Origin of the sequence: Streptomyces achromogenes subsp. achromogenes (genome assembly GCF_000720835.1) — a bacterium.
GTDB lineage: Bacteria > Actinomycetota > Actinomycetes > Streptomycetales > Streptomycetaceae > Streptomyces > Streptomyces achromogenes.
The window spans coordinates 1-25131 of the sequence record NZ_JODT01000005.1 but is presented as its reverse complement, the minus strand read 5'-3'; the positions used below and the strand labels follow the sequence as shown (position 1 = coordinate 25131).

The 25131-nt window shown below is 72.4% G+C and carries 28 protein-coding genes and 1 tRNA gene; 16 read left to right on the top strand and 13 right to left on the bottom strand.

Annotation, left to right across the window (positions count from 1 at the left end; all coding sequences use genetic code 11):
• Nucleotides 1-38: 38 nt before the first annotated feature.
• Together IH25_RS0106500 and IH25_RS0106495 are read left to right on the top strand one after the other, a co-directional pair.
• Nucleotides 39-1343, top strand: coding sequence for a polysaccharide deacetylase family protein (locus IH25_RS0106500; protein WP_030604454.1), 1305 nt, complete (start codon nt 39-41; stop codon nt 1341-1343).
• A 187-nt stretch (nt 1344-1530) separates the two neighbouring features.
• Entirely contained in the window at nt 1531-2634 is a 1104-nt protein-coding gene (locus IH25_RS0106495; protein WP_037654500.1) for an amidase domain-containing protein, read from the top strand.
• Here IH25_RS0106495 and IH25_RS0106490 read toward each other — a convergent pair.
• Both IH25_RS0106490 and IH25_RS0106485 read right to left on the bottom strand, forming a co-directional pair.
• Nucleotides 2622-3194, bottom strand: coding sequence for a DUF4383 domain-containing protein (locus IH25_RS0106490; RefSeq protein ID WP_037654472.1), 573 nt, complete (start codon nt 3192-3194; stop codon nt 2622-2624). The genes IH25_RS0106495 and IH25_RS0106490 overlap by 13 nt on opposite strands.
• Nucleotides 3195-3303: 109 nt before the next feature.
• Nucleotides 3304-4698, bottom strand: a complete 1395-nt coding sequence (locus IH25_RS0106485) for a hypothetical protein (RefSeq protein WP_030604444.1) — start codon at nt 4696-4698, stop codon at nt 3304-3306.
• Nucleotides 4699-4850: 152 nt separating this feature from the next.
• Between IH25_RS0106485 and IH25_RS0106480 the strand changes: the two genes are divergently transcribed.
• Nucleotides 4851-4922, top strand: a tRNA-Val gene (locus IH25_RS0106480).
• A gap of 75 nt (nt 4923-4997) precedes the next feature.
• Here the strand turns inward: IH25_RS0106480 and IH25_RS0106475 are convergent.
• Together IH25_RS0106475 and IH25_RS0106470 are read right to left on the bottom strand one after the other, a co-directional pair.
• The gene (locus IH25_RS0106475) at nt 4998-5336 is read right to left on the bottom strand and encodes a hypothetical protein (RefSeq protein WP_030604441.1); all 339 of its coding nucleotides are present in this window, start codon (nt 5334-5336) and stop codon (nt 4998-5000) included.
• 143 nt (nt 5337-5479) lie between these two features.
• Complete coding sequence (locus IH25_RS0106470; protein WP_030604438.1) at nt 5480-6379, bottom strand: ketopantoate reductase family protein; 900 nt, start codon at nt 6377-6379, stop codon at nt 5480-5482.
• Between the two features lie 93 nt (nt 6380-6472).
• On the opposite strand from IH25_RS0106470, the gene IH25_RS0106465 reads away from it, so the two are divergent.
• The 3 genes from IH25_RS0106465 to IH25_RS0106455 all read left to right on the top strand — a co-directional run bounded on the left by IH25_RS0106465 (nt 6473) and on the right by IH25_RS0106455 (nt 8122).
• Entirely contained in the window at nt 6473-6697 is a 225-nt protein-coding gene (locus tag IH25_RS0106465) for a DUF2277 domain-containing protein (RefSeq protein ID WP_030604436.1), read from the top strand.
• Between the two features lie 189 nt (nt 6698-6886).
• Nucleotides 6887-7342 (top strand): DoxX family protein, encoded by a 456-nt coding sequence (locus IH25_RS0106460; protein ID WP_030604433.1) that lies wholly within the window; start codon nt 6887-6889, stop codon nt 7340-7342.
• A gap of 150 nt (nt 7343-7492) precedes the next feature.
• The gene (locus tag IH25_RS0106455) at nt 7493-8122 is read left to right on the top strand and encodes a DedA family protein (protein WP_107058334.1); all 630 of its coding nucleotides are present in this window, start codon (nt 7493-7495) and stop codon (nt 8120-8122) included.
• Between the two features lie 48 nt (nt 8123-8170).
• Here IH25_RS0106455 and IH25_RS0106450 read toward each other — a convergent pair whose 3' ends face one another.
• Nucleotides 8171-8815 carry an HNH endonuclease family protein gene (locus IH25_RS0106450; RefSeq protein ID WP_030604428.1) on the bottom strand — a complete coding sequence of 215 codons (645 nt, stop codon included), beginning with the start codon at nt 8813-8815 and terminating at the stop codon, nt 8171-8173.
• A gap of 379 nt (nt 8816-9194) precedes the next feature.
• On the opposite strand from IH25_RS0106450, the gene IH25_RS0106445 reads away from it, so the two are divergent.
• Nucleotides 9195-9776, top strand: a complete 582-nt coding sequence (locus tag IH25_RS0106445; protein ID WP_030604426.1) for a TMEM165/GDT1 family protein — start codon at nt 9195-9197, stop codon at nt 9774-9776.
• A 182-nt stretch (nt 9777-9958) separates the two neighbouring features.
• On the top strand, nt 9959-10627 hold the full coding sequence (locus IH25_RS0106440; protein ID WP_030604423.1) for an HAD family hydrolase: 669 nt from the start codon (nt 9959-9961) through the stop codon (nt 10625-10627).
• A gap of 221 nt (nt 10628-10848) precedes the next feature.
• Here the strand turns inward: IH25_RS0106440 and IH25_RS0106435 are convergent, their stop codons facing one another.
• The gene (locus IH25_RS0106435) at nt 10849-11733 is read right to left on the bottom strand and encodes a peptidoglycan-binding domain-containing protein (RefSeq protein ID WP_030604420.1); all 885 of its coding nucleotides are present in this window, start codon (nt 11731-11733) and stop codon (nt 10849-10851) included.
• Nucleotides 11734-11891: 158 nt separating this feature from the next.
• Here IH25_RS0106435 and IH25_RS0106430 point away from each other — a divergent pair, with 158 nt between their 5' ends.
• A complete protein-coding gene (locus tag IH25_RS0106430) occupies nt 11892-13970 on the top strand; it encodes an MDR family MFS transporter (protein WP_342447336.1) in 2079 nt (692 codons plus the stop codon).
• Here the strand turns inward: IH25_RS0106430 and IH25_RS0106425 are convergent.
• Nucleotides 13963-14493: a GNAT family N-acetyltransferase gene (locus IH25_RS0106425; protein ID WP_030604414.1), complete on the bottom strand. Its 531-nt coding sequence runs from the start codon at nt 14491-14493 to the stop codon at nt 13963-13965. The genes IH25_RS0106430 and IH25_RS0106425 overlap by 8 nt on opposite strands.
• A gap of 109 nt (nt 14494-14602) precedes the next feature.
• On the opposite strand from IH25_RS0106425, the gene IH25_RS0106420 reads away from it, so the two are divergent.
• Nucleotides 14603-15259 (top strand): hypothetical protein, encoded by a 657-nt coding sequence (locus IH25_RS0106420; protein ID WP_030604410.1) that lies wholly within the window; start codon nt 14603-14605, stop codon nt 15257-15259.
• Between the two features lie 5 nt (nt 15260-15264).
• Nucleotides 15265-16572: a hypothetical protein gene (locus tag IH25_RS43185; protein ID WP_394298417.1), complete on the top strand. Its 1308-nt coding sequence runs from the start codon at nt 15265-15267 to the stop codon at nt 16570-16572.
• Here IH25_RS43185 and IH25_RS0106410 read toward each other — a convergent pair.
• On the bottom strand, nt 16558-16998 hold the full coding sequence (locus IH25_RS0106410) for a DnaJ family domain-containing protein (RefSeq protein ID WP_030604404.1): 441 nt from the start codon (nt 16996-16998) through the stop codon (nt 16558-16560). The two genes, IH25_RS43185 and IH25_RS0106410, sit on opposite strands and share 15 nt — an antisense overlap.
• 121 nt (nt 16999-17119) lie before the next feature.
• On the opposite strand from IH25_RS0106410, the gene IH25_RS0106405 reads away from it, so the two are divergent.
• Complete coding sequence (locus IH25_RS0106405; protein ID WP_030604399.1) at nt 17120-17512, top strand: FHA domain-containing protein; 393 nt, start codon at nt 17120-17122, stop codon at nt 17510-17512.
• Between the two features lie 19 nt (nt 17513-17531).
• Here IH25_RS0106405 and IH25_RS0106400 read toward each other — a convergent pair whose 3' ends face one another.
• On the bottom strand, nt 17532-18203 hold the full coding sequence (locus IH25_RS0106400; protein WP_030604396.1) for an O-methyltransferase: 672 nt from the start codon (nt 18201-18203) through the stop codon (nt 17532-17534).
• 184 nt (nt 18204-18387) lie between these two features.
• Nucleotides 18388-19758, bottom strand: a complete 1371-nt coding sequence (gene proP / locus IH25_RS0106395; protein ID WP_030604394.1) for a glycine betaine/L-proline transporter ProP — start codon at nt 19756-19758, stop codon at nt 18388-18390.
• Nucleotides 19759-20150: 392 nt separating this feature from the next.
• Between proP and IH25_RS0106390 the strand changes: the two genes are divergently transcribed.
• Together IH25_RS0106390 and IH25_RS0106385 are read left to right on the top strand one after the other, a co-directional pair.
• Nucleotides 20151-22202, top strand: coding sequence for a bifunctional glycosyltransferase 87/phosphatase PAP2 family protein (locus IH25_RS0106390; protein ID WP_051753803.1), 2052 nt, complete (start codon nt 20151-20153; stop codon nt 22200-22202).
• 84 nt (nt 22203-22286) lie between these two features.
• On the top strand, nt 22287-22607 hold the full coding sequence (locus tag IH25_RS0106385) for a hypothetical protein (RefSeq protein ID WP_030604391.1): 321 nt from the start codon (nt 22287-22289) through the stop codon (nt 22605-22607).
• Here IH25_RS0106385 and IH25_RS0106380 read toward each other — a convergent pair.
• A complete protein-coding gene (locus IH25_RS0106380; protein ID WP_051753802.1) occupies nt 22597-22989 on the bottom strand; it encodes an ATP-binding protein in 393 nt (130 codons plus the stop codon). The genes IH25_RS0106385 and IH25_RS0106380 overlap by 11 nt on opposite strands.
• Nucleotides 22990-23117: 128 nt before the next feature.
• On the opposite strand from IH25_RS0106380, the gene IH25_RS0106375 reads away from it, so the two are divergent.
• Nucleotides 23118-23945: a helix-turn-helix domain-containing protein gene (locus IH25_RS0106375; protein ID WP_030604387.1), complete on the top strand. Its 828-nt coding sequence runs from the start codon at nt 23118-23120 to the stop codon at nt 23943-23945.
• The gene (locus tag IH25_RS0106370; RefSeq protein ID WP_030604384.1) at nt 23926-24192 is read left to right on the top strand and encodes a DUF397 domain-containing protein; all 267 of its coding nucleotides are present in this window, start codon (nt 23926-23928) and stop codon (nt 24190-24192) included. The genes IH25_RS0106375 and IH25_RS0106370 overlap by 20 nt, the downstream gene beginning before the upstream one ends.
• Nucleotides 24193-24233: 41 nt before the next feature.
• Here the strand turns inward: IH25_RS0106370 and IH25_RS0106365 are convergent, their stop codons facing one another.
• Together IH25_RS0106365 and IH25_RS42160 are read right to left on the bottom strand one after the other, a co-directional pair.
• Nucleotides 24234-24902, bottom strand: a complete 669-nt coding sequence (locus tag IH25_RS0106365; RefSeq protein WP_030604380.1) for a YoaK family protein — start codon at nt 24900-24902, stop codon at nt 24234-24236.
• 147 nt (nt 24903-25049) lie between these two features.
• Nucleotides 25050-25131, bottom strand: an 82-nt coding sequence (locus IH25_RS42160; RefSeq protein WP_455431029.1) for an aggregation-promoting factor C-terminal-like domain-containing protein, incomplete at its 5' end; no start/stop codon positions are given.

Below are 25131 nucleotides of genomic sequence, written 5' to 3'. Positions count from 1 at the left end.
TCCCCGTATACCCGCCCCTTCCCCAGAATGAGCCGCGCATGCCCCGCAAGATGTCGTCGTCAGGCCGCCGTCGAGCCCCCCGCCGCCGTCGCGGCGCGCCCCGCGCCACCCGCCCCCAGGTCCTGACCCTGGCCGCGCTCCTCGTCGCGGCCTCGCTGGTGGCCGGGTTCCTGGCGCTGTCCGGCACGGACAGCGACAGCACACCGGCCGCCGCGACCGGCAGCAAGCCGCCGACGTCCGCCGCTCCCAAGCCCAGCCCGTCGCCGACCTGGGACGGCAAGGTCAAGGTGCTGGGGGACGGCTCGACCTCCTACACCGGCCCGCAGAAGGGCCAGTTGAAGCCGGTGCCGCTCAAGCCCGGCGAGAAGCCGCCCCAGTTCGTGGTCTTCTCCTGGGACGGCGCGCTGGAGGGCGGCGACCACCTGTTCTCGCACTACCGGGAGCTGGCGCAGGAGTACAACGCGCACATGACCTTCTTCCTCACCGGCATCTACCTGCTGCCCAAGAGCAAGAAGGCGCAGTACCAGGGCCCCCTGCACTCCCCGGGGGACGCCGCGATCGACTACGCCACCGACGACCACATCCGCACCACCGTGCGGGAACTGGCCAAGGCGTACCAGGACGGCAACGAGATCGGCACCCACTTCAACGGCCACTTCTGCGGCGCCAAGGGCGGCGGCGACTGGAGCGTGGCACAGTGGAAGAGCGAGATCGACCAGTTCTTCGAGTTCGTGGAGCACTGGAAGACCAACACCGGCTTCACCGATCTGCCGCCGCTGCCCTTCGACTTCAAGCGGGAGGTCACCGGCGGCCGGGCGCCCTGCCTGGAGGGCCAGCCGAACCTGCTGAAGGCCATCAAGGACTACGGCTGGCGCTACGACGCCAGCTCCCCGGGCGACTTCCAGATATGGCCGTCGAAGAAGAACGGCATCTGGGACTTCCCGCTCCAGATGCTGCCGTACGAGGACGGCAAGTACCAGGGCCTGTCCATGGACTTCAACTTCCTCTACAACCAGTCCGAGGGCGAGACCCAGGGCGACCCGGCCAAGTTCCCCGAGTGGGAGAAGCGCACCGTCGACTCGTACATGGCCGGCTTCAACCGGGTCTACTACGGCAGCCGGGCGCCGCTGTTCATCGGCAACCACTTCGAGGACTGGAACGGCGGCATCTACATGAAGGCCATCGACCAGGTGGTCAAGAACGTGTGCACCAAGGAGGGCGTCAAGTGCGTCTCCTTCAAGGAGCTGGCGGACTGGCTCGACGTGCAGAAGCCGCAGACCCTGGCCGCCCTGCGCGGCCTCGACCCGGCCCAGTCGCCGGACTGGGACGCGGTCGTCAAGTAACCGGTCAGCACGGCTGATTCCACTTGTGCGCCCCTCTTCACAACCGGCGTACCGGCCATGCGAAGATGCCCCTCTCCCGGTAGGTGTACCGGATCAGAGGGGAACATCATTGAAATCCAGAAGACTGAGCCGTAGGCGGCGCCGTACGGCCATAGTGACCGCCGCGGCCGCCTCGGTGGTCGCCGGTGTGGCCCTGGTGCCGAACTGGAGCGCGGGCGCGTCGGTGACCGACGACCCGACGGTGGACGCCGCCACCAAGGCGACCTTCCAGCGGCTGGCCGACGCGGTCTTCACCGACCGCACGCAGGCCCTGGTGGAGGGCGCCGCGACGAAGGAGACCCGGCACACGGCCGGCTTCTCCGGTTCCGTGAGCCTGTCCGGCGGACAGACGCGCGAGCAGACGTCGGCGCTGAAGCAGCTGCACGACCGCCGCGGCCGGCTCGCCCGACTGGGGGAGACGTACCGCGCGGGCAGCACCCAGGTCCGGCTCGACGCGACGCAGGTGAAGGGCCGCACGGCCAAGGTCGCGGTCACCGAGACGACGTCGCTGACCTACGGCAGGACCACCACGAAGAGCCCGAAGTCGACCGGCTTCCAGGCCCACCACGAGCTGACCTTCACGGCCGACCGGCACGGCAACTGGCGGCTCACCGGCATCCGTGACACCGACGACGGCTACCTCGCCGTGAACCAGGTCGCCACGCCGGAGGTCGCCAAGCCCCAGGCCGGGGCCGAGGACGACGGTCCGCCGAGCGCGGTCCGCGCCGCCACCACCTGGCCGGCCCGGGCCAACGCGAAGAACTTCTCCGCCAGCGGCTACGACTACAAGGCCATGGTCGCCTACGCGCAGAAGTACTGGAGCAAGTACAACCCGGACTACCCCGACTTCAACGGGCAGGGTGCCGGCGGCGACTGCACCAACTTCGTCAGCCAGGCCCTGAAGGCGGGCGGCTGGAAGCACGTGCCCGGGTACACGTACGACTTCCACAAGTGGTTCGGCAACTCCGAGATCCAGTCGGACTCCTTCGTCGGCGTGAACGAGTGGTCCTGGTTCGCCCTGTCCTCCAAGCGGGCCACCAGCCTCGCCAACGTCTACCAGGCGGATCTCGGCGACGTGATCCAGATGGACTTCAACCGTGACGGTTCGAAGGACCACACGATGATCGTCACCTCCCGGGACCGCCGGGGCGTGCCGTACGTGACGTACCACTCGACCAACACCTACAACCGGTCGGTGGCCAGCCTGGTCGCGTCGTACCCGAACGCGGCGTTCTACGCCTACCGGACCTGATCCGGTCCCTGCTGCGGGCCCTGCCGCCGGCCGCCCTCCTCGTGCGGGGAGGGATCGGGGTGGCGGGCCCGCCAGTACGGGTTGTCGTGCGGCAGCGCGTGCCCGACCCGGCCGTACATGCCGAAGGTCATCAGCAGCAGGCCCACGACGAAGCTGAAGTACACGTTCTGGATCTTGAACGCCAGGAAGTTGTTCGGGGTTTCCAGCAGGCCGAGGAACAGGAAGCCGTTCAGCAGGAACAGCACACCCAGGACCATGTTCAGGGTGGACGCGAAGTTCCCGCCGACGGCCGCGCCCACCAGCAGCAGCACGCCGATGCAGATCGACAGCACGCTGAGCGCGCCGTTGGTGTTCAGCCCGGCGACCTGGTTGCCGCCCGTGCTGAAGAACCCGATCTGGTCCAGCAGGCCGAGAATGCCGAAGGCGACCAGGAACGCGCCGATCAGGCCCGCCCCGGCGCGGTAGACCCGGTTGAGCCGGTGGTCCACGGGCAGATGGTCGTCCAGCCGGATCCGCCGGCGTTCCCGGGCGTTCCTCGAACGCACCGCGTGTGTGGCCATGTCCGCCTCCTCGGGCGCTAGCGGAGGCCCTTCGTCCGTTTACCCAATATCCACCGGCCCCGGCGGCCCGGCAACACGCCCGCCGCCGCCCCTGGGCGCCCCGCGTGGCTCAGTGGCCGGCGCCGCGGTCCTCGCGGATGAGGGCCACCACGCGTGCCACGCTCTGCCGGACCGCCTCCGTCTCGCCGAGGAAGTGCCAGTAGTCCGGGTGGTGCTCGGCCAGGGTGCCGATCGCCCGGTCCAGCCGGGCCACCGCGTCGTCCAGGGGGCGGGCGTGCCGGGGGTCGGGTGTCGTGCGCCCCGCCATCGCCAGCCGCTGGGCGTCCCGGATCGCGAACCGGGTCCGATCGATCTCCTCCTGCGGGTCCTTCTGCACGGCGTTCAGCCGGGCCAGCCGGTCGCCGGCGGCCGACACCGCCTCGTCGGTGGCGTTCAGCAGCGCCCGGACGGTGGACAGCAGCGCGGTGGCGTCCGCCCACCGCTGGGCGTCCCGCGCCGCCCGCGCCTCCGCGAGCCTCAGCTCGGCCTGCCGTACGTTCTCGGCGGCCAGCGCGGGCACCTGCTGGAGGTCCTGCCAGCAGGCGGCGGTGAAGCGGCGGCGCAGCTCGCTGAGGACCGGCTCCACCTGTCCGGCCCGGGTGGTCAGCGCCTGCGCCCGGGTGCGCAGGGACACCAGCCGGTGGTCGATCTCGGCCGCCCGCTCGGGCAGCCGCTCGGCCTCGGCCCGGATCGCCCCGGCCGCCCGCTGCACCCGCTCGGCCCGCTCCAGCGTGGCGTCCACCCCGTGCCGCCCGGCGCCCTGGTTCAGCCGGGTCAGCTCCGGGGCCAGGGCGGCGAGCCGCGCGGCCAGGTCGTCGGCCCGCAGGTTTCGCGCGCGTACGGCGTCCAGGGCGTCGCTCGCGGCCAGCAGCGACTGCCGGGCCCGCTCGACGGCGGGCGCCAGCCGGGCCAGCCGGGTCTCCGCCTTGTCCAGCAGCGGCCCGAGCGAGCGGCCGAACTCCTCCAGCTCCCGCCGCACCCGCAGCAGTTCGTCCCGGGCCGCGGTCAGCTCGGTGCGCGCCCGCGTGGCCCGGCCGGCCTCCAGGGCGTCCCGGTCCAGGTCGTGGGCGTCGACGGCCTCGATGTAGCGCCGGCTGGCCTCGTCGACGCGGTGCCCGAGCGCCGCGAAGTCCGCGACGGCGCGGCGGGCGGCGGGGGAGTCGTCCGCCGCCGCTACGGTCTCGACCGAGATCCGCAGGTCCCGCTGGGCGGTGTCGAGTTCGTAGAAGGCCGCGGCGGCGGCGTCCTTGGCGGCCTGGGCCTCCGCGCGCTGGTTCTCGGCCCGCCCGCCGAACCAGCGCCGGGTGCCCCCGCCGGCGAACGCGGCGGCCAGCAGCGGCGCGGCCAGCACCGGCAGGCCGAGCAGGGCGAGGGTGTCCCGGACGGCACGGCGGCCACGCCGGGTGCGGCCGGGGGACGGCGGCGGGTACGGCGGTGTCGCTGGCGTGCCCGGTGTCGCCGTCACATGCCTCTCCCGTGTGGTGATTCGCCCTGGGTGGTGTCATTGTCCCACCCGGTGAGGACGAACACACGGGCCGGTCGGTTCGCCCGGGGCACGTGACGCTCCCGTCTGTTTGCGGTGCGGCCCACCGGGCAATGTAGGCTGTCGACCTGTCCGGGTGCGTAGCTCAGGGGTAGAGCGCCTGCCTTACAAGCAGGATGTCGGCGGTTCGAAACCGTCCGCGCCCACGGATACGGCCCCCCGGAGATCTCCGGGGGGCCGTTCGTCTTTCCCCGTCCCTGTGTCGCGCCCCGTGGCCCGCCCTATTCCTCCGCCTGCTCCTCGCGGGCGTGCTTCAGGCAGGTCCGGGCGTCCATCCGGTCCGCCGCCGGGACCTCCGTCCAGAACCGGTGGGTGCTGACGAAGACCGCCAGCTCGTGCTCGCGCCGCCGCAGCTTCTCCACCTGGGCCTGCTCGTCCTCCGTCCAGCCGGGGGACGCGGGCCGCTCCACCTTGCGCCAGCCGTTGTCGTCGCTGAAGCCGTCCATCGGCTCGACCGACCAGGGCAACCGCTTGAGCAGGGCCGACAGCTCGGCCCGGACCTGATGCAGCTCCTCCTGACCGGCGAGGAGGTCACTGGGGAATTCATAGGTCGTAGCCACGCGCCAATGCTACGCCTGTTCGATTTGCTGAAGCGAGGCCGGACAGGCGGTACGGGTGAGGTTTCAGCCGCACGAGTGACCGACGGTCAGTGTGGGGCGGCATGCCTGAGTGACCGTCGGTCAGCCGCTCGACTGACCGGTGGTCAGTATCCCGCCTCGCGCAGTTCCCGCACCAGTCGCCGCGCCACCGGCACCGGTACGCCGTGCCGCTCGGCCGCCCGCAGCAGGGCGCCGCCGATGGCGTCCAGCTCCAGCGGGCGGCCGGCCTCGGCGTCGCGCTGCATGGAGGACTTGGCGGCGGGCGGGAAGGCGTCGTACCGGGCGAGGGCCCGCACCGGATCGGCGGGGGCGCCGCAGGCCCGGCCGACCGCGGCCGTCTCGGCGACCAGTGCCTCCAGCTCGGCGCGGTGCCGGGTGCGGGCGGTGCCGAGGGGGACGCCGTACCGGGTGGTGAGCAGCGCGAACGGGGCGAGGAAGGCCATCTTGGCCCACAGCGCCGCCGACTCGTCCCCGGCCACCGCGGCGGTCGTGCCGCACTCCGTGAGCCGGGCGGCCAGCGCCTCCAGCCGGGCGCGGGGCACGGTGTCCCCGGCCAGGTCGATCTCCGTGAACGGGCTGCCGTGTTCGATCACGCCCGGCGCGACCCGGGTGGACTCCACGCGGATCACGGCCGGGGCGACCCGGTCGGGGCGGTAGCGCCCGCGCAGGAACGCGGGGTGTTCGACGCCGTTCAGCAGCGGGACGAGCAGGGCGTCACCGAGCACGGCGGGCGGGACCCGGGTGAGCGCGGCGTCGAGCGCGGTGTGCTTGACGGTGACCAGGCAGACGTCCACCGGAGCGCGCAGCTCGGTGTCCGCGTCGACGGCGGCGGTGAAGGCGCCGAACTGCGGACTGCGGACGGTGATGCCGTCGCGGCGCAGCTTTTCGGCCGTTTCCGCCCCGGCGAGGCAGAGCACGCGATGTCCGGATCGGGACAGCAGGGCGGCGAGCAGACCACCGGTGCCGCCGGGGCCGAGGACGGCCACGGAGAGCGGATGCGTCATGGAGTTGTTCCCTTCGACGGTCGGCCCCGGGAGTCGGTGGCCGCCTTCGCGGTGATCATCGCAGGGCGTGGCGCGCGGCGCGAGACTGGGGACATGTGCCGAAGCATCAAGACGCTGCGCCCGCCCGTGCTGCCAGGTGAGGCCACGGACGACGACATCCGCGCGGCCGCGTTGCAGTACGTCCGAAAGGTTTCGGGCTTCAGGGCCCCCGCCGCCCACAACCGCGAGGTCTTCGAGGCGGCGGTGGACGCCGTGGCCCGCGCCACGGCGGAACTCCTGGGCGGCCTGGAAGTGCGGGGGCGGGCGGGCCCCAGGTGATCACGGGTGATCACGAGCGGTGACGGAGGGGCGCGAGGGGCTGGTGGGACGCGGAACCGTTGGCCAGATGTTGAACTTGCAAGTACAGATTAGGTACCCCTAACCTTGGCTTGATTCGGTTCCCCCTTCCCCACAGCCGGCCTCGTCCCCGGCCGGCCCGACAGACACCGAAGAAGGAGTCATCCCCACATGTCCGCTCGTCTCGATTCCGCTCAGCCCTATGCCCTCGGGCTCTTCCGCATCGTCGTCGGCCTGCTCTTCGCCGTGCACGGTGCCGCCTCCCTGTTCGGCGTCCTCGGCGGCGCCGCCGGCACCAACGGCGGCACCGTCGCGGCCGGCACCTGGCCCGGCTGGTACGCGGCCGTGATCCAGCTCGTCGCCGGCGGTCTCGTCCTGCTCGGCCTCGGCACCCGCGCGGCCGCGCTGATCGCCTCCGGCTCCATGGCCTACGCCTACTTCGACGTCCACCAGCAGCTCGCGCTGTGGCCGATACAGAACGGCGGCGAGCTGTCGGCGCTGTTCTGCTGGTCGTTCCTGCTGCTGGTCTTCACCGGCTCCGGCGCCTTCGGCCTGGACCGCCTCCTCACCCGGCGCCCGGCGCGGGACGAGGCCAAGACGGCCGAGCAGACCGCGGTGGCGGTCTGACCCCGGTAGTGGTCTGACGTCGTACGACGCGCGGGCGGCCGGCGCACCTCGGTGACCGGCCGCCCGTGAACGTCCCGTGATCGACTCACGAACCCCCCGGGAACCTCCTGTCACACCCCCCGCGTACGCTGTATAGCCGTCAACGGGGGAATGTCAGGAGTCGTCGTGTGGGAAAGCGTGGGGTCGCTAGCGGCCGGGCCATGGATCTACGCCGTGGTGGCCGTCTCGGTCCTGCTTGATGTGTTCCTGCCGGTGCTGCCCAGCGGAGTGCTGGTCATCACGGCGGGTACGGCAGCGGCGGCGGGCACCGGCGCGGCGGGCCAGGTCGCGCACGAGGTGCCGGACATCCTGGCCCTGATCCTGTCCGCCGCGACGGCCTCGGTCCTGGGCGACCTGGTGGCCTACCGCCTCGCCTGGCGCGGCGGCGAGCGGCTGGACCGGGCGATAGCCCGCTCCCGCAGGCTCACCTCCGCGCAGGAACGTCTCGGTGACGCCCTCGCCCGCGGCGGCGGCGCGCTGGTCGTCCTGGCCCGTTTCGCCCCCGCCGGCCGCTCGGTCGTCTCCTTCTGCGCGGGCGCCGCCCACCGCCGCGCCCGCGACTTCCTGCCCTGGTCCGCCCTGGCGGGCCTGTCCTGGGCCGCGTACAGCGTGGCCCTCGGCTACTACGGCGCCCAGTGGCTGGGCGCGACCTGGCTGGCCACGGGAGTGTCGGTGGCGGCGCTGTTCGGCGCCGGCGCGGCGGCGGGGTTCCTGATGCGGCGCAAGCCCGCGTCTTCATGACGGCGCACGCCCGCGGCTTCAGGCGGGCGCGCCGCTACTTCCCGGCGCTCAGCAGCTCGCCAGGTAGTTCGTCAGCGCGCTCTTCTCGGCCGAGTCCACCGACAGGCCGTAGTAGTACTTCACCTGCACCCACGCGCGCACGTACGTGCACACGTACGCCGACCGCGACGGCATCCACGTGGCCGGGTCCTGGTCGCCCTTCGCCTGGTTGACGTTGTCGGTCACGGCGATCAGCTGGGGGCGGGTGAGGTCGTTGGCGAACGCCTGCCGCTGGGCCGTCGTCCACTTGCTCGCGCCGGAGTCCCAGGCCTCGGCCAGCGGGACGAGGTGGTCGATGTCGAGGTCGGACGCGGCGGTCCAGGTCGCGCCGTCGTACGGCGAGTACCAGCTGCCGCCGGTCGCGGCGCAGGAGGAGTCGGTGGTGACGTTCGTGCCGTCCCGCTTCAGGACCGTCTCGCGGGTGTTGCAGGCGCCGCTGATGGTGATCCAGTGCGGGAACAGGTCGCGGCTGTAACCGGTGCGGTTCTCCGTGGCCACGGTGAGCTGGGAGAGGTACTCGCGGGCGGTGGCGGCGCTGACCGGCGTGGGCAGGGCGGCGGAGGCGCTCGGTGAGTTGAACAGGGCGACGGAGGCGATCAGGCCGGTGAGGGCCGCGAGGATGCTCGTCCGTCGACGCGCGTAGAACCTGGGCATGCGTGAACTCCCTTTGGAGCTGGGGGTGTTGGAGCGCGAGCGAGGGAATGCTCGCGATGAGGGATGGCCGGCGGATGAGCGTTTGGTGAGAAGATAGTGACGTGATCATGTCAAGACAAGGTTGACGACAGAACTTTCACATCCCGTACGATGGGAGGCGCAGAAGGGGAGTAGCTCTTCGCCGGACCGTCGACATACTGCTCAGCGAGCCTGAGCCGGCGCCCGGAGGCGGCCTCCAGCAGGAACCGCCAGCGAGACCTTCGGCAAGCAGTGCACGCCCGTGCCCCACCGGCACGGGCGAGAAGTGCGCTGCCCTGCCGAGGTGTCATCGCGTGACGTACCGCACTCTCGGCCGGGTGGCCCGACCGATTGAGGACCTTTGATCAGCATCACCGTGACGGCGCTCGTCTTCGGCGTCGTCTTCCTCGCCGAACTGCCGGACAAGACCGCGCTCGCCGGTCTGGTCCTCGGCACCCGCTACCGCGCCTCGTACGTCTTCGCGGGCGTCGCCGCGGCCTTCCTGCTGCACGTCGTGCTCGCCGTCGCGGCCGGCAGCGTGCTCACCCTGCTGCCGCAGCAGATCGTGCACGCCCTCACCGGTGTGCTCTTCCTCGGCGGGGCCGCGATGCTCCTGCTGAAGAAGGACGACGGCGAGGAAGAGGTCAAGAAGCCCGCCGACCAGTCCTTCTGGAAGGTCGCGGGCACCGGGTTCATGCTCATCCTGGTCGCCGAGTTCGGCGATCTCACCCAGATCATGACCGCCAACCTCGCCGCCCGCTACGACGACCCGATCTCGGTCGGTCTCGGTGCGGTGCTCGGTCTGTGGGCCGTCGCCGGGCTCGGCATCGTCGGTGGAAAGGCCCTGATGAGGCGGGTGCCGCTGCGGCTGATCACGCAGATCGCGGCCGTGCTGATGCTGGCGCTCGGCGCCTGGAGCCTGTGGGAAGCGGTGGCCGGCTGAGCGGTCGGGCGGGCGAACGGACGGTGAATCCCCGCCGGGAACAGTGGCGGAAAGGCGGAACCGTTTTGTACCGTGGAGGAACAAAGTGGCTCCCGCCCGTTTTCCCTGACCGGCGGGCGGGGCCGCCTTGTCCCTCCCGCCGTCTTTCCCGACACGGGCCCTCCTTCCTGCTGGAGCTGCCGATGCCGGCCACCGCCACGCCCACCGTCCTCACCTGCCGTGCCCTGCTGCTCGACATGGACGGCACCCTCGTCAACTCGGATGCCGTGGTCGACCGCGTCTGGCGGCGCTGGGCCGGGCGGCACGGGCTGGACGGCGACGAGGTGATGAAGGTCATCCACGGCCGGCAGGGGCACGCCTCCATGGCCCTGCTGCTGCCCGACCGGCCGATGGAGGAGAACTTCGCGGAGAACGAGCGGATGCTCGCGGAGGAGACCGCCGACATCGAGGGCGTGGTCGAGGTGCCCGGTGCCGGGGCGTTCCTCGCGTCGCTGGCGGGGCTGCCGCACGCGCTGGTGACCTCCGCCGACAGCGGGCTGGCGACCGCGCGCATGACCGCGGCGGGGCTGGCGCTGCCGGAGGTCCGGATCACCGCGGAGTCGGTCGGCGCGAGCAAGCCCGACCCCGAGGGTTTCCTGAAGGGCGCGGCCGAGCTGGGGGTCGATCCCGCCGACTGTGTCGTGTTCGAGGACTCCGGCGCGGGGATCGCGGCGGGGCGCTCCGCGGGGATGCGGGTCGTGGGGGTCGGGCCGCGGGCGGTCGCCCACGAGCCGGATGTGGCGGTGCCGGACCTCACGCGGGTACGGGTGGAGGCGGGGGCCGACGGGGCGCTGCGCTTGCTGATCGGCTGACGGCACCTTAGCGCTGCGCTGGCTTCCGGGTGCGGGTGCGTTGTGGCTTGGCGCGCCGTTCCCCGCGGCCCTTGCGGGGCCCACTGGTTCGTTGTCGGGTGCGGGTGCGTCGTGGCTTGTCGCGCAGTTCCCCGCGCCCCTTGCGGGGCCCACTGGTTTGTTGTCGGGTGCGGGTGCGTCGTGGTTGATCGCGCCGTTCCCCGCGCCCCTTACGGGGCGCCTCAGGGATCCCTCGTTTCCGATTCCAGGCTTCTTCGGGTGGCCGGGCCGTATTCGCCCAACGGGTCTTCCTTGATGCCCCGGGCCAGTTGGTAGTTGCGTACGGCGTCTTCCACGGGGCGGGTGTAGATGCCGTCGACGCGGTCGCCGTAGAGGTTCAGCTGCCGTAGGCGCTGCTGGAGTTCCGTCACCTCCGGGCCGGTGTCGCCGCGGCGCAGTACCGGCGTCATCGCCGGTGTGGTGGGCGGGGCGGAGGTGGCCGTCGGTGAGGGCGTGCGGGACGGGGTGCGGGTCGGCGTCGGTGTGGGGGACGGGGTCGGGGACGTGGACGTGGCCGTCGGGGACGGGGTCGGTGCGGTGGGGGTCGGCGAGGACGGCAGGGGAGCGGGCGGGGCCGCCGGAGGCGCCGGTGCCGGGGTGGACGGGCGAGTCTTCGTCGGGTCGGCCGGGATGCTCTGTCTGATTTCCTGGGCCGCCGGGTCGTGGGTCGGGGTGCGGTAGGAGGTCAGGGCGAAGGCGGTCGCCGCCAGGAGGGCCGCGCCGAGGCCGCCGGCCGCCAGCAGCAGCGTGCGGCGGGAGCGGGGGCCGGGGCCGGGGTCGGCGGGCTCCCCGGGGGCGGGCGGCTGCGGCCGACGGGCCGGGGCCGGCGTGGGCGGAGGGTCGGGGAAGTCGGTGTGCACGGGTGGGCCGGCCGTCGTCGCCTGGGTCGTCGTCGTGACGTACGGCCGTATCCGCAGCGGGTCGAAGTCCTCCGCCGCTGCCGCCTCGGCCGTGCGGGTCTCGCGCAGTGCCTCCGCCGCGCGTTCGGCGCAGTCGCACGCCGGCGTGTGGTCCGGCCCCCTCGGCGTCCCGCACTCCGGGCAGGTGCTGCCCCGCTCTCCCGTCACGCCGTGTCCCCCCTCACCCGTCACGCCCTGTCCCCCTCACCCCTCACGCCGTGCCCCCTCCGCATGACCTCGGGAGCTTTCGAGGTTATGCGGAGGACCGCCGGAGGACCGCCGTTTCCGGAGGACTCGACAGGCCATAACCGGACACACAGATCACGATGGAAGGTGCACCCGAGCCCCGGGAGGTCCCCATGGCCCTGGACACGCACGGCACGGCGGCCGAGCGCACCGGCGGCGGCGAGCACGTTCCGGGCAGCGTGCTCGTCCCGATCGGCGCGCTGCTGCTCGGCCTGCTGCTCGCCGCCCTGGACCAGACCATCGTCTCGACCGCGCTGCCGACCATCGTCAGCGACCTGGGCGGCCTGGAACACCTCTCCTGGGTCGTCACCGCCTATCTGCTGGCGTCCACCGCCGCGACCCCGCTGTGGGGCAAGCTCGGCGACCAGTACGGCCGCAAGCGGCTGTTCCAGATCGCCATCGTGATCTTCCTGATCGGTTCCGCGCTGTGCGGGATGGCCCAGGACATGCCCCAGCTCATCGCCTTCCGGGCGCTCCAGGGCCTGGGCGGCGGCGGGCTGATGGTGCTGTCCATGGCGATCGTCGGCGATCTCGTCCCGCCCCGGGAACGCGGCCGCTACCAGGGACTGTTCGGTGCCGTGTTCGGCGCCACCAGCGTGCTTGGGCCGCTGCTCGGCGGGCTGTTCACCGAGCACCTCAGCTGGCGCTGGGTGTTCTACGTCAACCTGCCCGTCGGCGTCGTCGCGCTCGCCGTGATCGCCGTGGCGCTGCGCCTTTCGCACCGCGCCGCCCACCACGTCATCGACTACCTCGGCACCTTCCTGATCGCCGCCGTCGCCACCTGTCTGGTGCTGGTCGCCTCGCTCGGCGGCACGACCTGGCCGTGGGGTTCGGCGCGGATCATCGGGCTCGCCGTGCTGGGCGTCGTCCTCGCCGTGGCGTTCGTGGCCGTGGAGCGGCGGGCCGCCGAACCCGTGCTGCCGCTGAGGCTGTTCCGGGTGCGCACCTTCACCCTGGCGTCCGTCATCAGCTTCGTCGTCGGCTTCGCCATGTTCGGCGCGATGACCTATCTGCCGACGTTCCTCCAGGTCGTGCACGGCGTCACCCCGACCCTGTCCGGCGTGCACATGCTGCCCATGGTGTTCGGCCTGCTGCTGTCGTCCACCGTCTCCGGGCAGATCGTCAGCCGCACCGGCCGCTGGAAGGTGTTCCCGGTCGCGGGCACCGCCGTCACCACGCTCGGCCTGCTGCTCCTGGCCCGGCTGGACGAGCACGGCGGGACCGCCGTGATGAGCACCTACTTCTTCGTCTTCGGTCTCGGGCTCGGCCTGGTCATGCAGGTGCTGGTGCTGATCGTGCAGAACGCCGTTCCCTACGAGGATCTGGGCGTCGCCACCTCCGGCGCCACCTTCTTCCGCTCCATCGGCGCCTCGTTCGGCGTGGCCATCTTCGGCACGGTCTTCGCGAGCCGCCTCGGCGACAAGCTCGCCGACGCCTTCCGTGGCGTACGGCTGCCGCCGGGCGTCGGCGCCGACGCGCTGAAGTCCGACCCGCGGGGCATCGCCGCCCTGCCGCCCGCGCCGCGCCAGGCCGCCCTGCACGCCTACGCGTCCGCCATCACCGACGTCTTCCTCTACGCCGCCCCCGTCGCCCTCCTCGGCTTCCTGCTGGCCTGGTTCCTCAAGGAGGACCGGCTGCGCGCCTCGGTCACCGCGCCGGACATCTCCGAGACCATCCCGCCCAACCCCGTCCACCGCTCCTCCCACGACGAGTGCTGCCGGGCCCTGTCCGTCCTGGGCACCCGCGAGGGCCGCCGCGAGATCTACCGGAAGATCATCGAACGGGCCGGGTACGACCTGCTGCCCGCCGCGGGCTGGCTGCTGCTGCGCGTCCGCCGCTACGGCTCCGTGGAACCCGGGATGCTGGCCGAGCGCAGCGCGGTCCCGCTCCAGGCGGTCATGGCCGCCGCCCGCCAGGTGGAGGAGCGGCGGCTCGCCGAGCGCCGGGGGCTGGACCTGGTGCTGACCGACTCCGGCCGGGAGGTCGCCGAACGGCTCGCCGCGGCCCGTGAGCAGTCGCTGGCCGAGCTGCTCGGCGACTGGTGGGAGCCCGGCCGCCCCGAGGACCTGACCCGGCTGGTCCACGACCTCACCGGCGAACTGTGCGGCGCCGAACGCGAACGCCCGCACAACGGCAGCACGGTGGCGCAGCTCAGCTGACGGCCGCCGCCGGCCCTAGCTCCTTCGCGAACCAGTGCTCGGCGTAGCGGTCGGTGTTGTGCGGGGCGGTCTCGGTGTAGCCGAGGCGGGCGTACAGGGCACGGGCCTCGACGAGGTCGCCGCGGGTGTCCAGGACGATCCGCCGGGCGCCGAGTGTGCGCGCGGCCTCCTCGGCGGCGGCCACGAGCAGCGGGGCCCCGCCCCGGCCGCGCCGCTCCGGCAGCACGAACACCCGGGTCAGCTCGGCGGTGTCCGCGTCCAGCAGCCGTACGCCCGCCGTACCGGCCGGGGTGCCGTCGTACCGTCCGACCAGCAGGCACCCGGACGGCGGGGCGAGGTCCGCGCCGCTGTTCGCCGCGATCTCCCGCTCCAGCTCGCCGGGGTCGGTGCGGCGGCCCTCGTGCAGCAGGTACCAGCGGTCGCTGACCTCGGTGTAGTACGCCCGCCACAGTGCGGCGGCGGCCGGGGAGTCGTACGGCTCGACGGTGATCGTCCATGTCCCGGCGGTGATCGTCCACGTCATGACCGTCATTGTGGGGCGCGGGCCGTCGTTTGTGGACCGGGTTCCGGGTCACCCGGGGAGTGAACCGGCCGGCGGAGCCGGTCCGATCGGAAGGGGCCGGAAGGCAACCATGTCCACTTGGCTGATCATTCTGCTGATCGTGATCGCCGCGGTCGTGGTCCTCGGTGCGGCCGGGCTCGTCGCCCGGCAGGGCCGTGGCCGGCGCGGCGGGACGAGCCTGAAGCGGCGCTTCGGGCCGGAGTACGAGCGGGCCGTGGCCCTGCACGACGGGGACACCAAGGCGGCCGAACGGGAACTGGGCGAGCGCCTCGAACGCCACGGCGAACTGCGCGAACGGCCGCTGGACGGGGCCGAGCGGCAGCGGTACGCGGACCTCTGGACGGCCGTGCAGGAACGCTTCGTGGACTCGCCGAAGGAGGCCGTGGCCGAGGCCGACCGGCTGCTCGCGCGGCTCGCGGAGGCGCGCGGCTACCCCGACGGCGGGCGGTACGAGGAGCAGGTCGAGGCGCTGTCCGTGCACCACGCCGACCACGTCGACGGCTACCGGAACCTGCACCGGGTGGCCCGCACGGGCGGCGGCACCGAGGAACTGCGCGCGGCGCTGCTCGGCGGGCGTGCCCTCTTCGACGACCTGACCAGCACCGAGCCCGGCCGGCACCGGGCCCCGGCGGGTACGGGCCGGGCCACGGCCTCCCACGGCGGCCGCACCCACGCCCGCACGCACACCCCGTGGGCCCTGCACCGGAGCCGACCGAAGGAGAGCTGAGGACCATGCGGGACAGGACGAGCGGCCCCGGCGACGACCGCCACCGCACCGAACGCCTCTCCCGGGCCCCGGGCGAGGAATGGACCCCGGAACAGGACACCCCGGACACGGACGAATGGTCGTCCTCGGGCAACGCGCCTTCCGGCCACCGCACCGGCAGCGGCACCGGGAGCAGCAGGCTGCGCCCGGAGGAAGGCCTCCCGCGCGAACCGGGGCAGGCAGGCAGCACCGGGGGCTGGATCGCGGGCGGCGCGGGCGCGCCGGGCACGGAAGCCGGAAGAACGAACGCGAGCGGCGGTACGGGGACGGCGGGCGGCCGGACCCCGGACGCGAGCGGTACCGGACCGGCGGGCGGCCGGCTCCCCGGCACCGTCGGCCCCGGCCGCGAAGGCCTGACCGGCGACGACCGCGCCCCCGAGGACACCCCGGCGCCACCCCCGGGCCCGGCGGGCACCGAAGGGCTGCGGCCCGGTGCGGAGGGAGCCGGAGCCGGATACGGGCAGGCCCCGGCCGGTGCCGAGCCCGGCGAGGGGTTCGCCGATCGTCCCCAGGCCGGCAGGGACGGGCTCACGGGCGACGACCGCGCCCCCGAGGGCACCCCGGCGCCGCCCCCGGGCCCCGCGGGCGCCGGGGCCGGGCAGTGGCGTGGCGCGGAGGAGACCGGGCAGTGGCGGGGTACCGAGCAGGCCGGGCGGCGGCACGGTACCGAAGGGCTGCGGCCCGGTACGGAGGACCTGGGGGCCGGTGCCGACGAGGGGTTCGGGGCCAGTCACCGGGCGGAGCGCGAGGCGATCTCGGAGGAGGACCGGATGCCCGACAACGGTCTGGGCGCACCGGCGCCCGGTGAGGCGTCCCAGCGGGAGGCGACGACGGCCGACACCCCGGGCCGCGACGCCTGGCCGACGGCACCGGGCGCACCGGCCCACGACGCACCCCGCTCGGACACCACCCCCGCCACGGGCGCCGTCGGTACGGAACCGGCCACCTCCGCCGACGCTTCTGCCCCCACGTCGACGTCCCCCCAGGGCTCCCCCCTGCTCGCGCGGGAGGAAGTCGAGGAGTGGCAGCGGCGGATGCGGGAGGTGGTCGGGGGGTTCGTGGACCAGCCGAAGGGGGCCGTGGAGCGGGCCGACCGGACCGTGGAGGAGATCGCCGCCCGGTTCACCGAGGCGGTGACGCGGCGCCGCCGTACCCTGCGGATGTCCTGGGAGGGCGCCGAGGAACACGGGCCCGGCGCCGAGACCGACACCGAGCAGCTGCGGCTGGCCCTGCGGGACTACCGGGAACTCGCGGAACGGCTACTGCGCGGCTGAACCCGCTGAACCCGTGCCACCGGCGGCAGCCCTGCGCTGCCGCCATTCCCGTACGACCTCCTCGACGTCGTACGGCTTCTTCCCCAGCGGCGGTCCGGGCGGCGGCCTGAACATCATGTCGCGGATCTTGACGTTGACGTCCTCGATCAGCTTGCGGGCGATCCGCTCGGAGGGCGCGGCGTACGCCGCCGCCAGCGCGTCCTCCGCCTCCTTGCGCAGCGCCAGCGCGGGCGGCAGGTAGGCCAGGCCCTCGCGCGCCATCTTCCGCTTGACCCACCACAGTTCGTCGTACGTGGAGTCGACCTCCGCCGGCAGTGGCGCCCCCGCCCCCGGCAGCCTCTCGAACTCCCCGCGCCCCTGCGCGTCACGGATCTGTTTGTCCACCCAGGAGTCGAACGGAACGCCCGGTGGCTTTCGCTCGGTCATGGGTCCATTGTGCCGGACGCCACCGCGCCGGGGGCCGTATCATGCGGCGACGGTACGGCGGCCCGCCCGCCGCAAGTCACCGCCGTACAACGGTGTTTCGGACGTTTCAGGGGGAGCGCTCGTGCTCGAACTCACCATGGTCGCCGTCTCGGGGGCTCAGGCGGGTGCCACGGCCGGCATGACGCTGGCCGAAGTGCCCAGCGAGCCCGGCACGGCGCTGCGGGTCGGCCGGGACGCGGCGGTGTGCCGGCTGGTCACCCCCGAGGACTGGCTGTTCGTCTCCCGCGTCCACCTGGAGTTCCGCTGCGGCCCGGACGGCACCTGGCAGCTGACCTGGCTGCGCGGCTCCCGGCCCGATCCGGCCTCCGAGGTCCGGCTCACCTACGGGCCGCACGCCGAGGCCGTCGGCTACGGCGCGACCGTGCCGCTGCCGCGCGGCGGAGCGGGCGAGATCGTCGTCCAGGAGCGCTCCGGGCCGCGCAGCGTCAACGTGGGGTTCTTCCACGAGGTGTGAACCGCGCGGCCAGGCGCCGTCAGTCCTGCACCCGCGCCAGCGCGAAGCCGTCGTAGCCCTTGAGGCCGACCGTCTGGATGGCCGTGCCGGACAGCCGGGGGTGGGTGGCGATCAGTTCGAGCGCGGCGCGGGTGCCCACCACGTCGGGCTCGGTGCTGCGCGCGTCGGCCACCCGGCCCTGGCGCACCACGTTGTCCAGGATGATCAGGCTGCCCGCCCGGGTGAGCTTGAGCGCCCACTCCAGGTAGTGCCGGTTGTTCGCCTTGTCCGCGTCGATGAAGACGAGGTCGAAGGGGGCCGGGTTCTCGTCGGCGAGCTTGGGCAGCGACTCCAGGGCCGGGCCGACCCGCACCTCCACGATCCGCTCCAGCCCGGCCCGGGAGATGTTGCGGACGGCCACGTCGGCGTGCTTGGCGTTGTACTCCAGCGTGACCAGCCGGCCGTCCTCCGGCAGGGCGCGGCCCAGCCAGATCGTGCTGTACCCGCCGAGCGTGCCGATCTCCAGCACGTGCCGGGCGCCCTGCGTCAGGGCGAGCAGCTGGAGGAGTTTGCCTTGTGCGGCCGTGACCGCGATCGGGGGCAGCCCGGCGGTCTCGCTGTCCCGCAGGGCCGCCCGCAGCGCCTCGTCGTCCGGTGAGAGATGGCTGGTGAAGTAGTCGTCGACGTCGACCCAGAGCTGCGACCCGCTCATAGCGCCTGCTGCCTTTCCCGAGGTGTCGTCCGGAGGCTCCCGAGTGTCTTCCGGAGGCCGTACCGCCCTGCACGTCCGATGATCCCAGCAGACGGGCCCGAACGGGGCGGCTCCACGGAGACGGGCAGGGGCCCGCGGCCGGACGAATCCGGCCGCGGGCCCCTGAAACGGCGCGCGGGAGCGGTCAGCTGCCCTCGACCGACGGCGCCGAGCCCGGCAGCGGGCGGCCCGCCGACTCGGACATGCGCCAGACGGCGAACCCGCCCACGACGGCGGCGGCCATCATGTAGTACGCGGGCATCATCATGTTCCCGGTGGCCCCGATCAGCGCGGTGACGACGAGCGGGGTCGTACCGCCGAACAGGGACACGGAGACGTTGAAGCCGATGGACAGGGAGCCGTAGCGCACCCGGGTCGGGAAGAGCGCGGGCAGCGCGGCCGGCATGGCGGCGGTGAAGCACACCAGCAGCAGGCCCAGCGCGGCCATGCCGAGTCCGACCGCGAGCAGGCTGCCCTGGCGGATCAGCAGCAGCGCGGGGATGGACAGCAGCAGGAAGCCCGCGCAGCCCGCCGCGATCACCGGGCGGCGGCCGACGCGGTCGGTGAGCGCGCCGGCGAACGGCTGGACGATCATCATCAGGGCCATCACGCCGAGCACGACCAGCAGGCCGTGGGTCTCGTCGTACTTCAGCTCACTGGTGAGGTAGCTCGGCATGTACGACAGCAGCATGTAGTCGGTGACGTTGAAGACCAGCACCAGGCCCATGCAGATCAGCAGCGCCTTCCACTGGCCCGCGACCATGTCGCGCAGCGGCACCTTGGGCCGGGCCTCGGCCTTCTCCAGCTGCGCGGCGAACGCCGGGGTCTCCTCCAGCCGCATCCGCAGGTACAGGCCGATGATGCCCATCGGGCCCGCGATCAGGAACGGGATGCGCCAGCCCCAGGAGAGCAGGTCGTCGGAGGACAGCAGGGCGGTCATCAGGGTGACCAGGCCCGCGCCGCCGATGTAGCCGGCGAGCGTGCCGAACTCCAGCCAGCTGCCGAAGAAGCCGCGCTTCTTGTCGGGCGCGTACTCGGCGATGAAGGTGGACGCGCCCGCGTACTCGCCGCCGGTGGAGAAGCCCTGCACCAGCCGGGCGGCCAGCAGCAGGAGCGGCGCGCCGACGCCGATCACCGAGTAGGACGGGATCAGGCCGATGGCGAACGTGCCCGCCGCCATCATGATCATTGTCAGGGCGAGGACCTTCTGGCGGCCGATGCGGTCGCCCAGCGGCCCGAAGACCATGCCGCCCAGCGGACGGACCAGGAAGGCCGCCGCGAAGGCACCGAAGGTGGACAGCAACTGCGCGGTGGGGTTGCCGGACGGGAAGAAGACCTTGCCCAGGGTGACCGCGATGTAGCTGTAGACACCGAAGTCGAACCATTCCATGGCGTTGCCGAGCGCTGCCGCCTTGACGGCGCGCCTGACCAGGGCGGGATCGGTGACGGTGACATTGCGGGCCTTGGCGGCCCGGCGGGTCGTCGGACGCGGGGTGACGGCAGTGGCGGTCGCCAAAACGGGGCTCGCCTACCTTTCGACGGGGACAGGATCGGGCCCGCCGACGGCAACGGTGACGTGCGTGGGCCGAAAATCGACCATAGGCGGCTTCTGCGTCTTACGTGCTGTATGCGTTTAGGTGCACAGTGCAGTGAAACCGCGGGTACGCAGGTACGTCTGCCCCCTCACCCAAGGTCATTCCTGCTGGTCAGTGTGATCCTTATCGCGCCTCGGGCCTGCAACCGGAGCCTCGCGGGACCGAACTCATCCGGACATAAGCGGGCACGTGGGGTTAACGGGGGGTTGCCTGCGTCCCTCTTTCAGGTGTCTGCGAGCCTCATAGGGCACGCGGACAGGAATCCGGCGCATCGGGCGTCCGGGACGAAGGGGCGGGAGGCCGACGAGTCGTGATGAGCGTGAGGCACGGCGGACGAGCCACGGGGGGCTTCGACGCGCCGGAGGCCGGCGCGCGGCTGAGAGCCACCCGGCTCGCCCTGTGGGCCGTGGCCCTGATCCTCGCCGTCCGCCAGCTGGCCGTCGTCCTCACCACCCCGGGCAACGAGCGCCTCACCGACCTGGAGACCTGGATCGGCCCCGAGGGCGTCCTGCACGTCAAGGGCTCGATCTACGCCTCCACGGAGTTCACCGGCACCCCCTTCGGCGGCCTGGTCCTGCGCCCCCTCACCCGCTGGGCCGAGGCCGCCCTCGGCTGGAGCTGGACCTTCGGCTCGCTGCTGCTGGTCGTCGCCCTCGGTGTGGTCGCCGCCCGCGCGCTGCCCCGGCCGGTCGGCCGCCGCACCTCGCTGCTGGCCGCACCGGTCGCCGTCAGCCTGCTGATGCTGTCCCTGCCGGTCCGCAACGACCTGTGGCTCGGCCAGACCAGCATCACCCCGGTCCTGCTGGTCCTGCTCGGCTGCTTCAGCGTGCGCGGACAGCGCGCGAGCGGACTGTGTATCGGCGTGGCCGCCGCGCTCCAGCCCACCGTGCTGCTCTTCGTCCCCCTGCTGTGGCTCACCGACCGCCGCCGGGCCGCCCGTGCCGCCGCCGCCACCTTCGCCGCGTGCACCGCGCTCGCCTGGGCCGCGCTGCCCCACGACTCCCACACCTACTGGGTGCACCACCTGGCCGGGGCCGGGCTCGGCGGGCGGGCCGACGCCCTCGCCAACCAGTCCCTGCACGGCGCCCTGCTCCGCCTCGGCCTCACCGGCCACCTGGAGACGGCCCTCTACCTCCTGCTCGCCGCCGCCGTGGCCGTCCTCGCGCTGCGCCGCGCGGTCCGCTACGCCCGCGACGGCCAGCTGCTGCTCGCGGTCGCCGTCACCGGCTGCGCCGCCATCGCCGTGTCGCCCACCACCTGGCAGCACCAGCTGCTGTGGCTGCTCCTCGCGCTCGTCGGCCGGGCCGGGCGGCGGGCCTCGGACCGCTACGTCTGGCCGGTGGCCGTCGTCCTCCTCACCACCCTCCCGGCGACGATGATGCTGCCGGAGATGTCCGTGCTGTACCCGCTGCGGGACAACCTGGTGCTGCTCGCGGCGCTGGCCGCCGCCACGGCCGTCCCCTTCCTCTCCCGCACCTCGCCGTACTACCGCGAGCCGGTACCCGCCGAGTACGCCCCGCAGCCCCCCGCCCGCTTCCGCCGTGTCCCCCTCCTGCCCTACCTGCGCCGCGTCCTGTCCCGCCCCAACCTCCTGCTGGAGCTGCTGCTGCTCCGCGTCACCTACGCGGCCTACCAGCAGGTACGTCTCGCGGCGACCGGCGGCACCATCTCCGGCGGCCGGGCCCGCGCCGAGCACCACGGCCGGATGGTCCTCGGCCTGGAACGCTTCCTGCACCTCGACATCGAGCACGCGGTCAACCACGCCGTCGCGAAGACCGGCTGGCTGCGGGAGTTCTTCGTCTTCTACTACGAGTCGTTCCACTTCGTCGTCCCGCTGACGATCCTCGGCGTCCTGTACTGGCGCCGTCCGGCCGACTACCGCTGGGCCCGTGCCTCCCTCGGCTTCGCCACCCTGCTCGCCCTGGTCGGCTTCTGGCTCTTCCCGCTGGCCCCGCCGCGTCTGATGCCGACCCTCGGCATCATCGACACGGTCCACGGCGTCCAGGACTTCGCCCAGCCGGACTACGGCACCCTGACCGCCCTGACCAACCAGTACGCGGCGATGCCGTCGCTGCACTTCGGCTGGTCGCTGTGGTGCGGTGTGGTGATCGCCGTCGTCGCCCCCCGCTGGTGGATGAAGGCCCTCGGTCTCCTGCACCCCTTCCTCACGCTCTCCACGATCATCGCCACCGGCAACCACTGGGTCCTGGACGCGGTGGGCGGCGCGGTGGTGGTGGGCGCGGGTTTCGGTCTGTCGTACGTGTTCCAGGGCCCGCGGGCCGGACTGCCGTCGGGCGCCCTGGCGGCACCGGATTCCACCGGCTCCAAGCGGTCGAATTACCTGAACTATCACTTGTTCAGGTGAGAGTTCGGGCGTGTCTCCTTTAATCCCCTCGATCGGTGGGATTTCCCCTTTCGAGGGCTGGAACGGGAAAGGGGACACCCACTCATGAATCGCTTAGGACGTCTGGCCCGACTCGGCCTGACGCTCGGCACGGCGGTCGCACTGGCCATCGGCCTGACCTCCAGCGCGGAGGCCGCCACCGGGCGCATCCGCTACTTCAGCTCCGCCGGACAGGAGTTCCGGATCGACAACCCGCCGGACAACGTCTGCATCAACCTTCAGGTCCGGGCACGGATCCTGGTCAACGAGACGAACAAGACGGTGAGTTACTTCTTCGGCGCGAACTGCGCCAACTTCACCAACAATCTGGCCCCCGGCCGGGCGGTGTCCTACCAGAACCCCCTGTCCGTGCGCGTCATCGGCTGACCTCGGCGTCGGCGTCGGCGGGGCAGCCGTGGCACTCGAACCACACTGTTTTTCCGCCGGCGCCCGGTGACACCCCCCACTTGTCCACCACGGCGTCCAGCAGGGCCAGGCCCCGGCCGCCCTCGGACTCCTCGTCCACCTCGGTCTCCAGCCGGGGAAGCGCGGCGAAGCCGTCGCTCACCTCGGCCCGGACCCCCGCCGCCTGCCGGGCCACGACCACCCGGCAGCGGCGGTCGGGCACATGCCGTACGACGTTGGTGACCAGCTCGCTCACGCCCAGCTCCACGGCGAACGTCAGCGGCTCCAGCTCCCACTCGCTCAGCAGCGAGCGGACGATCCGGCGGATGTGGCGCACGGAGTGCTCGCCGACCGTGATTTCCATGCGGTACTGGGGAATGTGGGGAAAATTCAGGTTCACGGTACGAGGCTGACGTGTTCTCACTACGCTCGGCTACAGGAAGAACACAACGAGTCCCCACGTGGACTCTGTTGCGTGAGAGGGGTCCCCCTGTGGCCAACATCAGCACCCTCGACGCGGGCGCGTCTCCGCTCCACTACTACGGCTTCGAGCTGCGGCGGTATCGGGAGGCGGCGGGCCTCACGCAGCGGGAGCTGGGGCAGATCACCAACTACACCGGGTCGCTTATCGGTCAGATCGAGACCGCAAGGAAGGTGCCCACCCTGGAGTTCAGCCAGCGTATGGATGCTGCCTTGGGGACTGGTGGGGCGCTGACCCGGCTCGTGGAACTGGTGCTCCGTAGTCAACTCCCGGCGTGGTTCCAGCAAGTTGCGGAACTTCAGGCGCGGGCCACGGAGATCTACTCCTTCGAGATGGGCATGGTGCCCGGACTGCTTCAGACCGAGGCGTACGCACGGGCCGTACTCGGAGCTATCGACCAGACCAACCTCGACGACCGTACGGCCGTACGACTCGCTCGACAGGGGATCTTCGAGAAGGAACGGCCCCCGACCTTCTGGGTAGTCCTGAGCGAGGCGGCTCTGCATCAAGAAATCGGTGGCCGAGAGGTCATGGCCGAGCAACTTGCGTACCTGTTGACCCTCGAAGGTAATCCCCAGATCAACGTCCAGGTGCTGCCTTTTTCGGGCGGAGCCCACGCGGGCATGACCGGCTCGTTCGACGTCTATCGGTTTGCGAGTGACCCAGCCATCGTCTACACGGAGGGCTATGGAAGCGCGCATCCGACGGCGAACCCGGAGGCCGTCCGGGACTGCTCGCTCCGTTACGATCACCTCCAAGCCGCCGCGCTTTCGATCCAGAGGTCGGCGGAGTTGATCCGGGGCGTCATGGAGGACCGCTATGGAGAGCAAGTGGCGTAGGTCGTCGTACAGCAGCGACCAAGGCGGCAACTGCGTCGAGTGCGCCCCCCTCGGTGACCTGACCTGGCAGAAGTCCTCGTACAGCGGTGACCAGGGCGGCCAGTGCCTGGAGGTCGCCGAACCTCCCTGCGCCACCACCGTCGCCATCCGTGACTCGAAGAACCCGGCGGGGCCCGTGCTGAACGTCGGCCCCGCCGCCTTCGGGAGCTTCGTCTCCTGGGCGTCGGTTACAGCCACCGCGCGCTAGCCGACGCGATGCCCGGCTGACGTGCCGACGCGTGGTGCGCCTCACTCCCTGCCCGAGGCCACCACCGCCAGCACGGCCGAGGCGAGCGCGGCGATCAGCAGCGGGAGGGCCAGGCCGTAGCGCAGGACCAGCCACGCGCCCAGGCAGGCACCGCCGGCCATCGCGAGAACGGCGGCCGTACGGCGCGGGGAGCGGTGGCCGGTGCCGTCGCCGAGCCGGGACTCGGAGGCGAGGGCGGTCAAGGTCATGGTCAGCACGGTGGTGGTGAGGTCCGGTACGCCCAGCTTGCGGACGGTCGCGTTGCGCAGGCCCATCGCGTAGGCGGTGAGCGCGATCAGCGTGTACCGGGTGGCGCCGGTCCCCGGCCAGACGAGGGCGACGGCGGCCGAGGCGCCGACCAGCACCGCCTCCGTCGCCAGGGCGAGCCGGGCCCGGCGACGACGGGAACCCTGGTCGTGCCGGGCCGCCACCCGGCCGCCGGTCGCCGCGCCCAGCAGGAAGCAGCACAGGGACATGGCCGTATGGGGCACCGAGAAGCCGGGGGCACCGGCGGCGGCGAAGCCGAGGACGACGACGTTGCCGGTCATGTTGGCGGTGAAGACCCGGCCCAGCCCCAGATAGCTGACGGCGTCGATCATCCCGCTGACCACGGTGAGGGTGAGCAGTACGGCCACCAGCCGCAGCCCGCGCGTCTCGGGGTCCGGCAGCATGCGCAGCAGCCTGCGGGCAGGGGGTGCGGGGAGGGGGCGGGACACGCGGGGAGCCGGGGGAAGCAGCCCGAACGGCTCTGTCCGTATATACGCGTGCGCCCCCGCCGGGTGGGCGGGGGCGCGGAAGCGCTGTGGGGTGCTGTCGGCTTAGTACCAGCCGTTGGCCTGCCAGAAGTTCCAGGCCTTGACGGGGCTGCCGTAGCGGGAGTTCATGTAGTCCAGGCCCCAC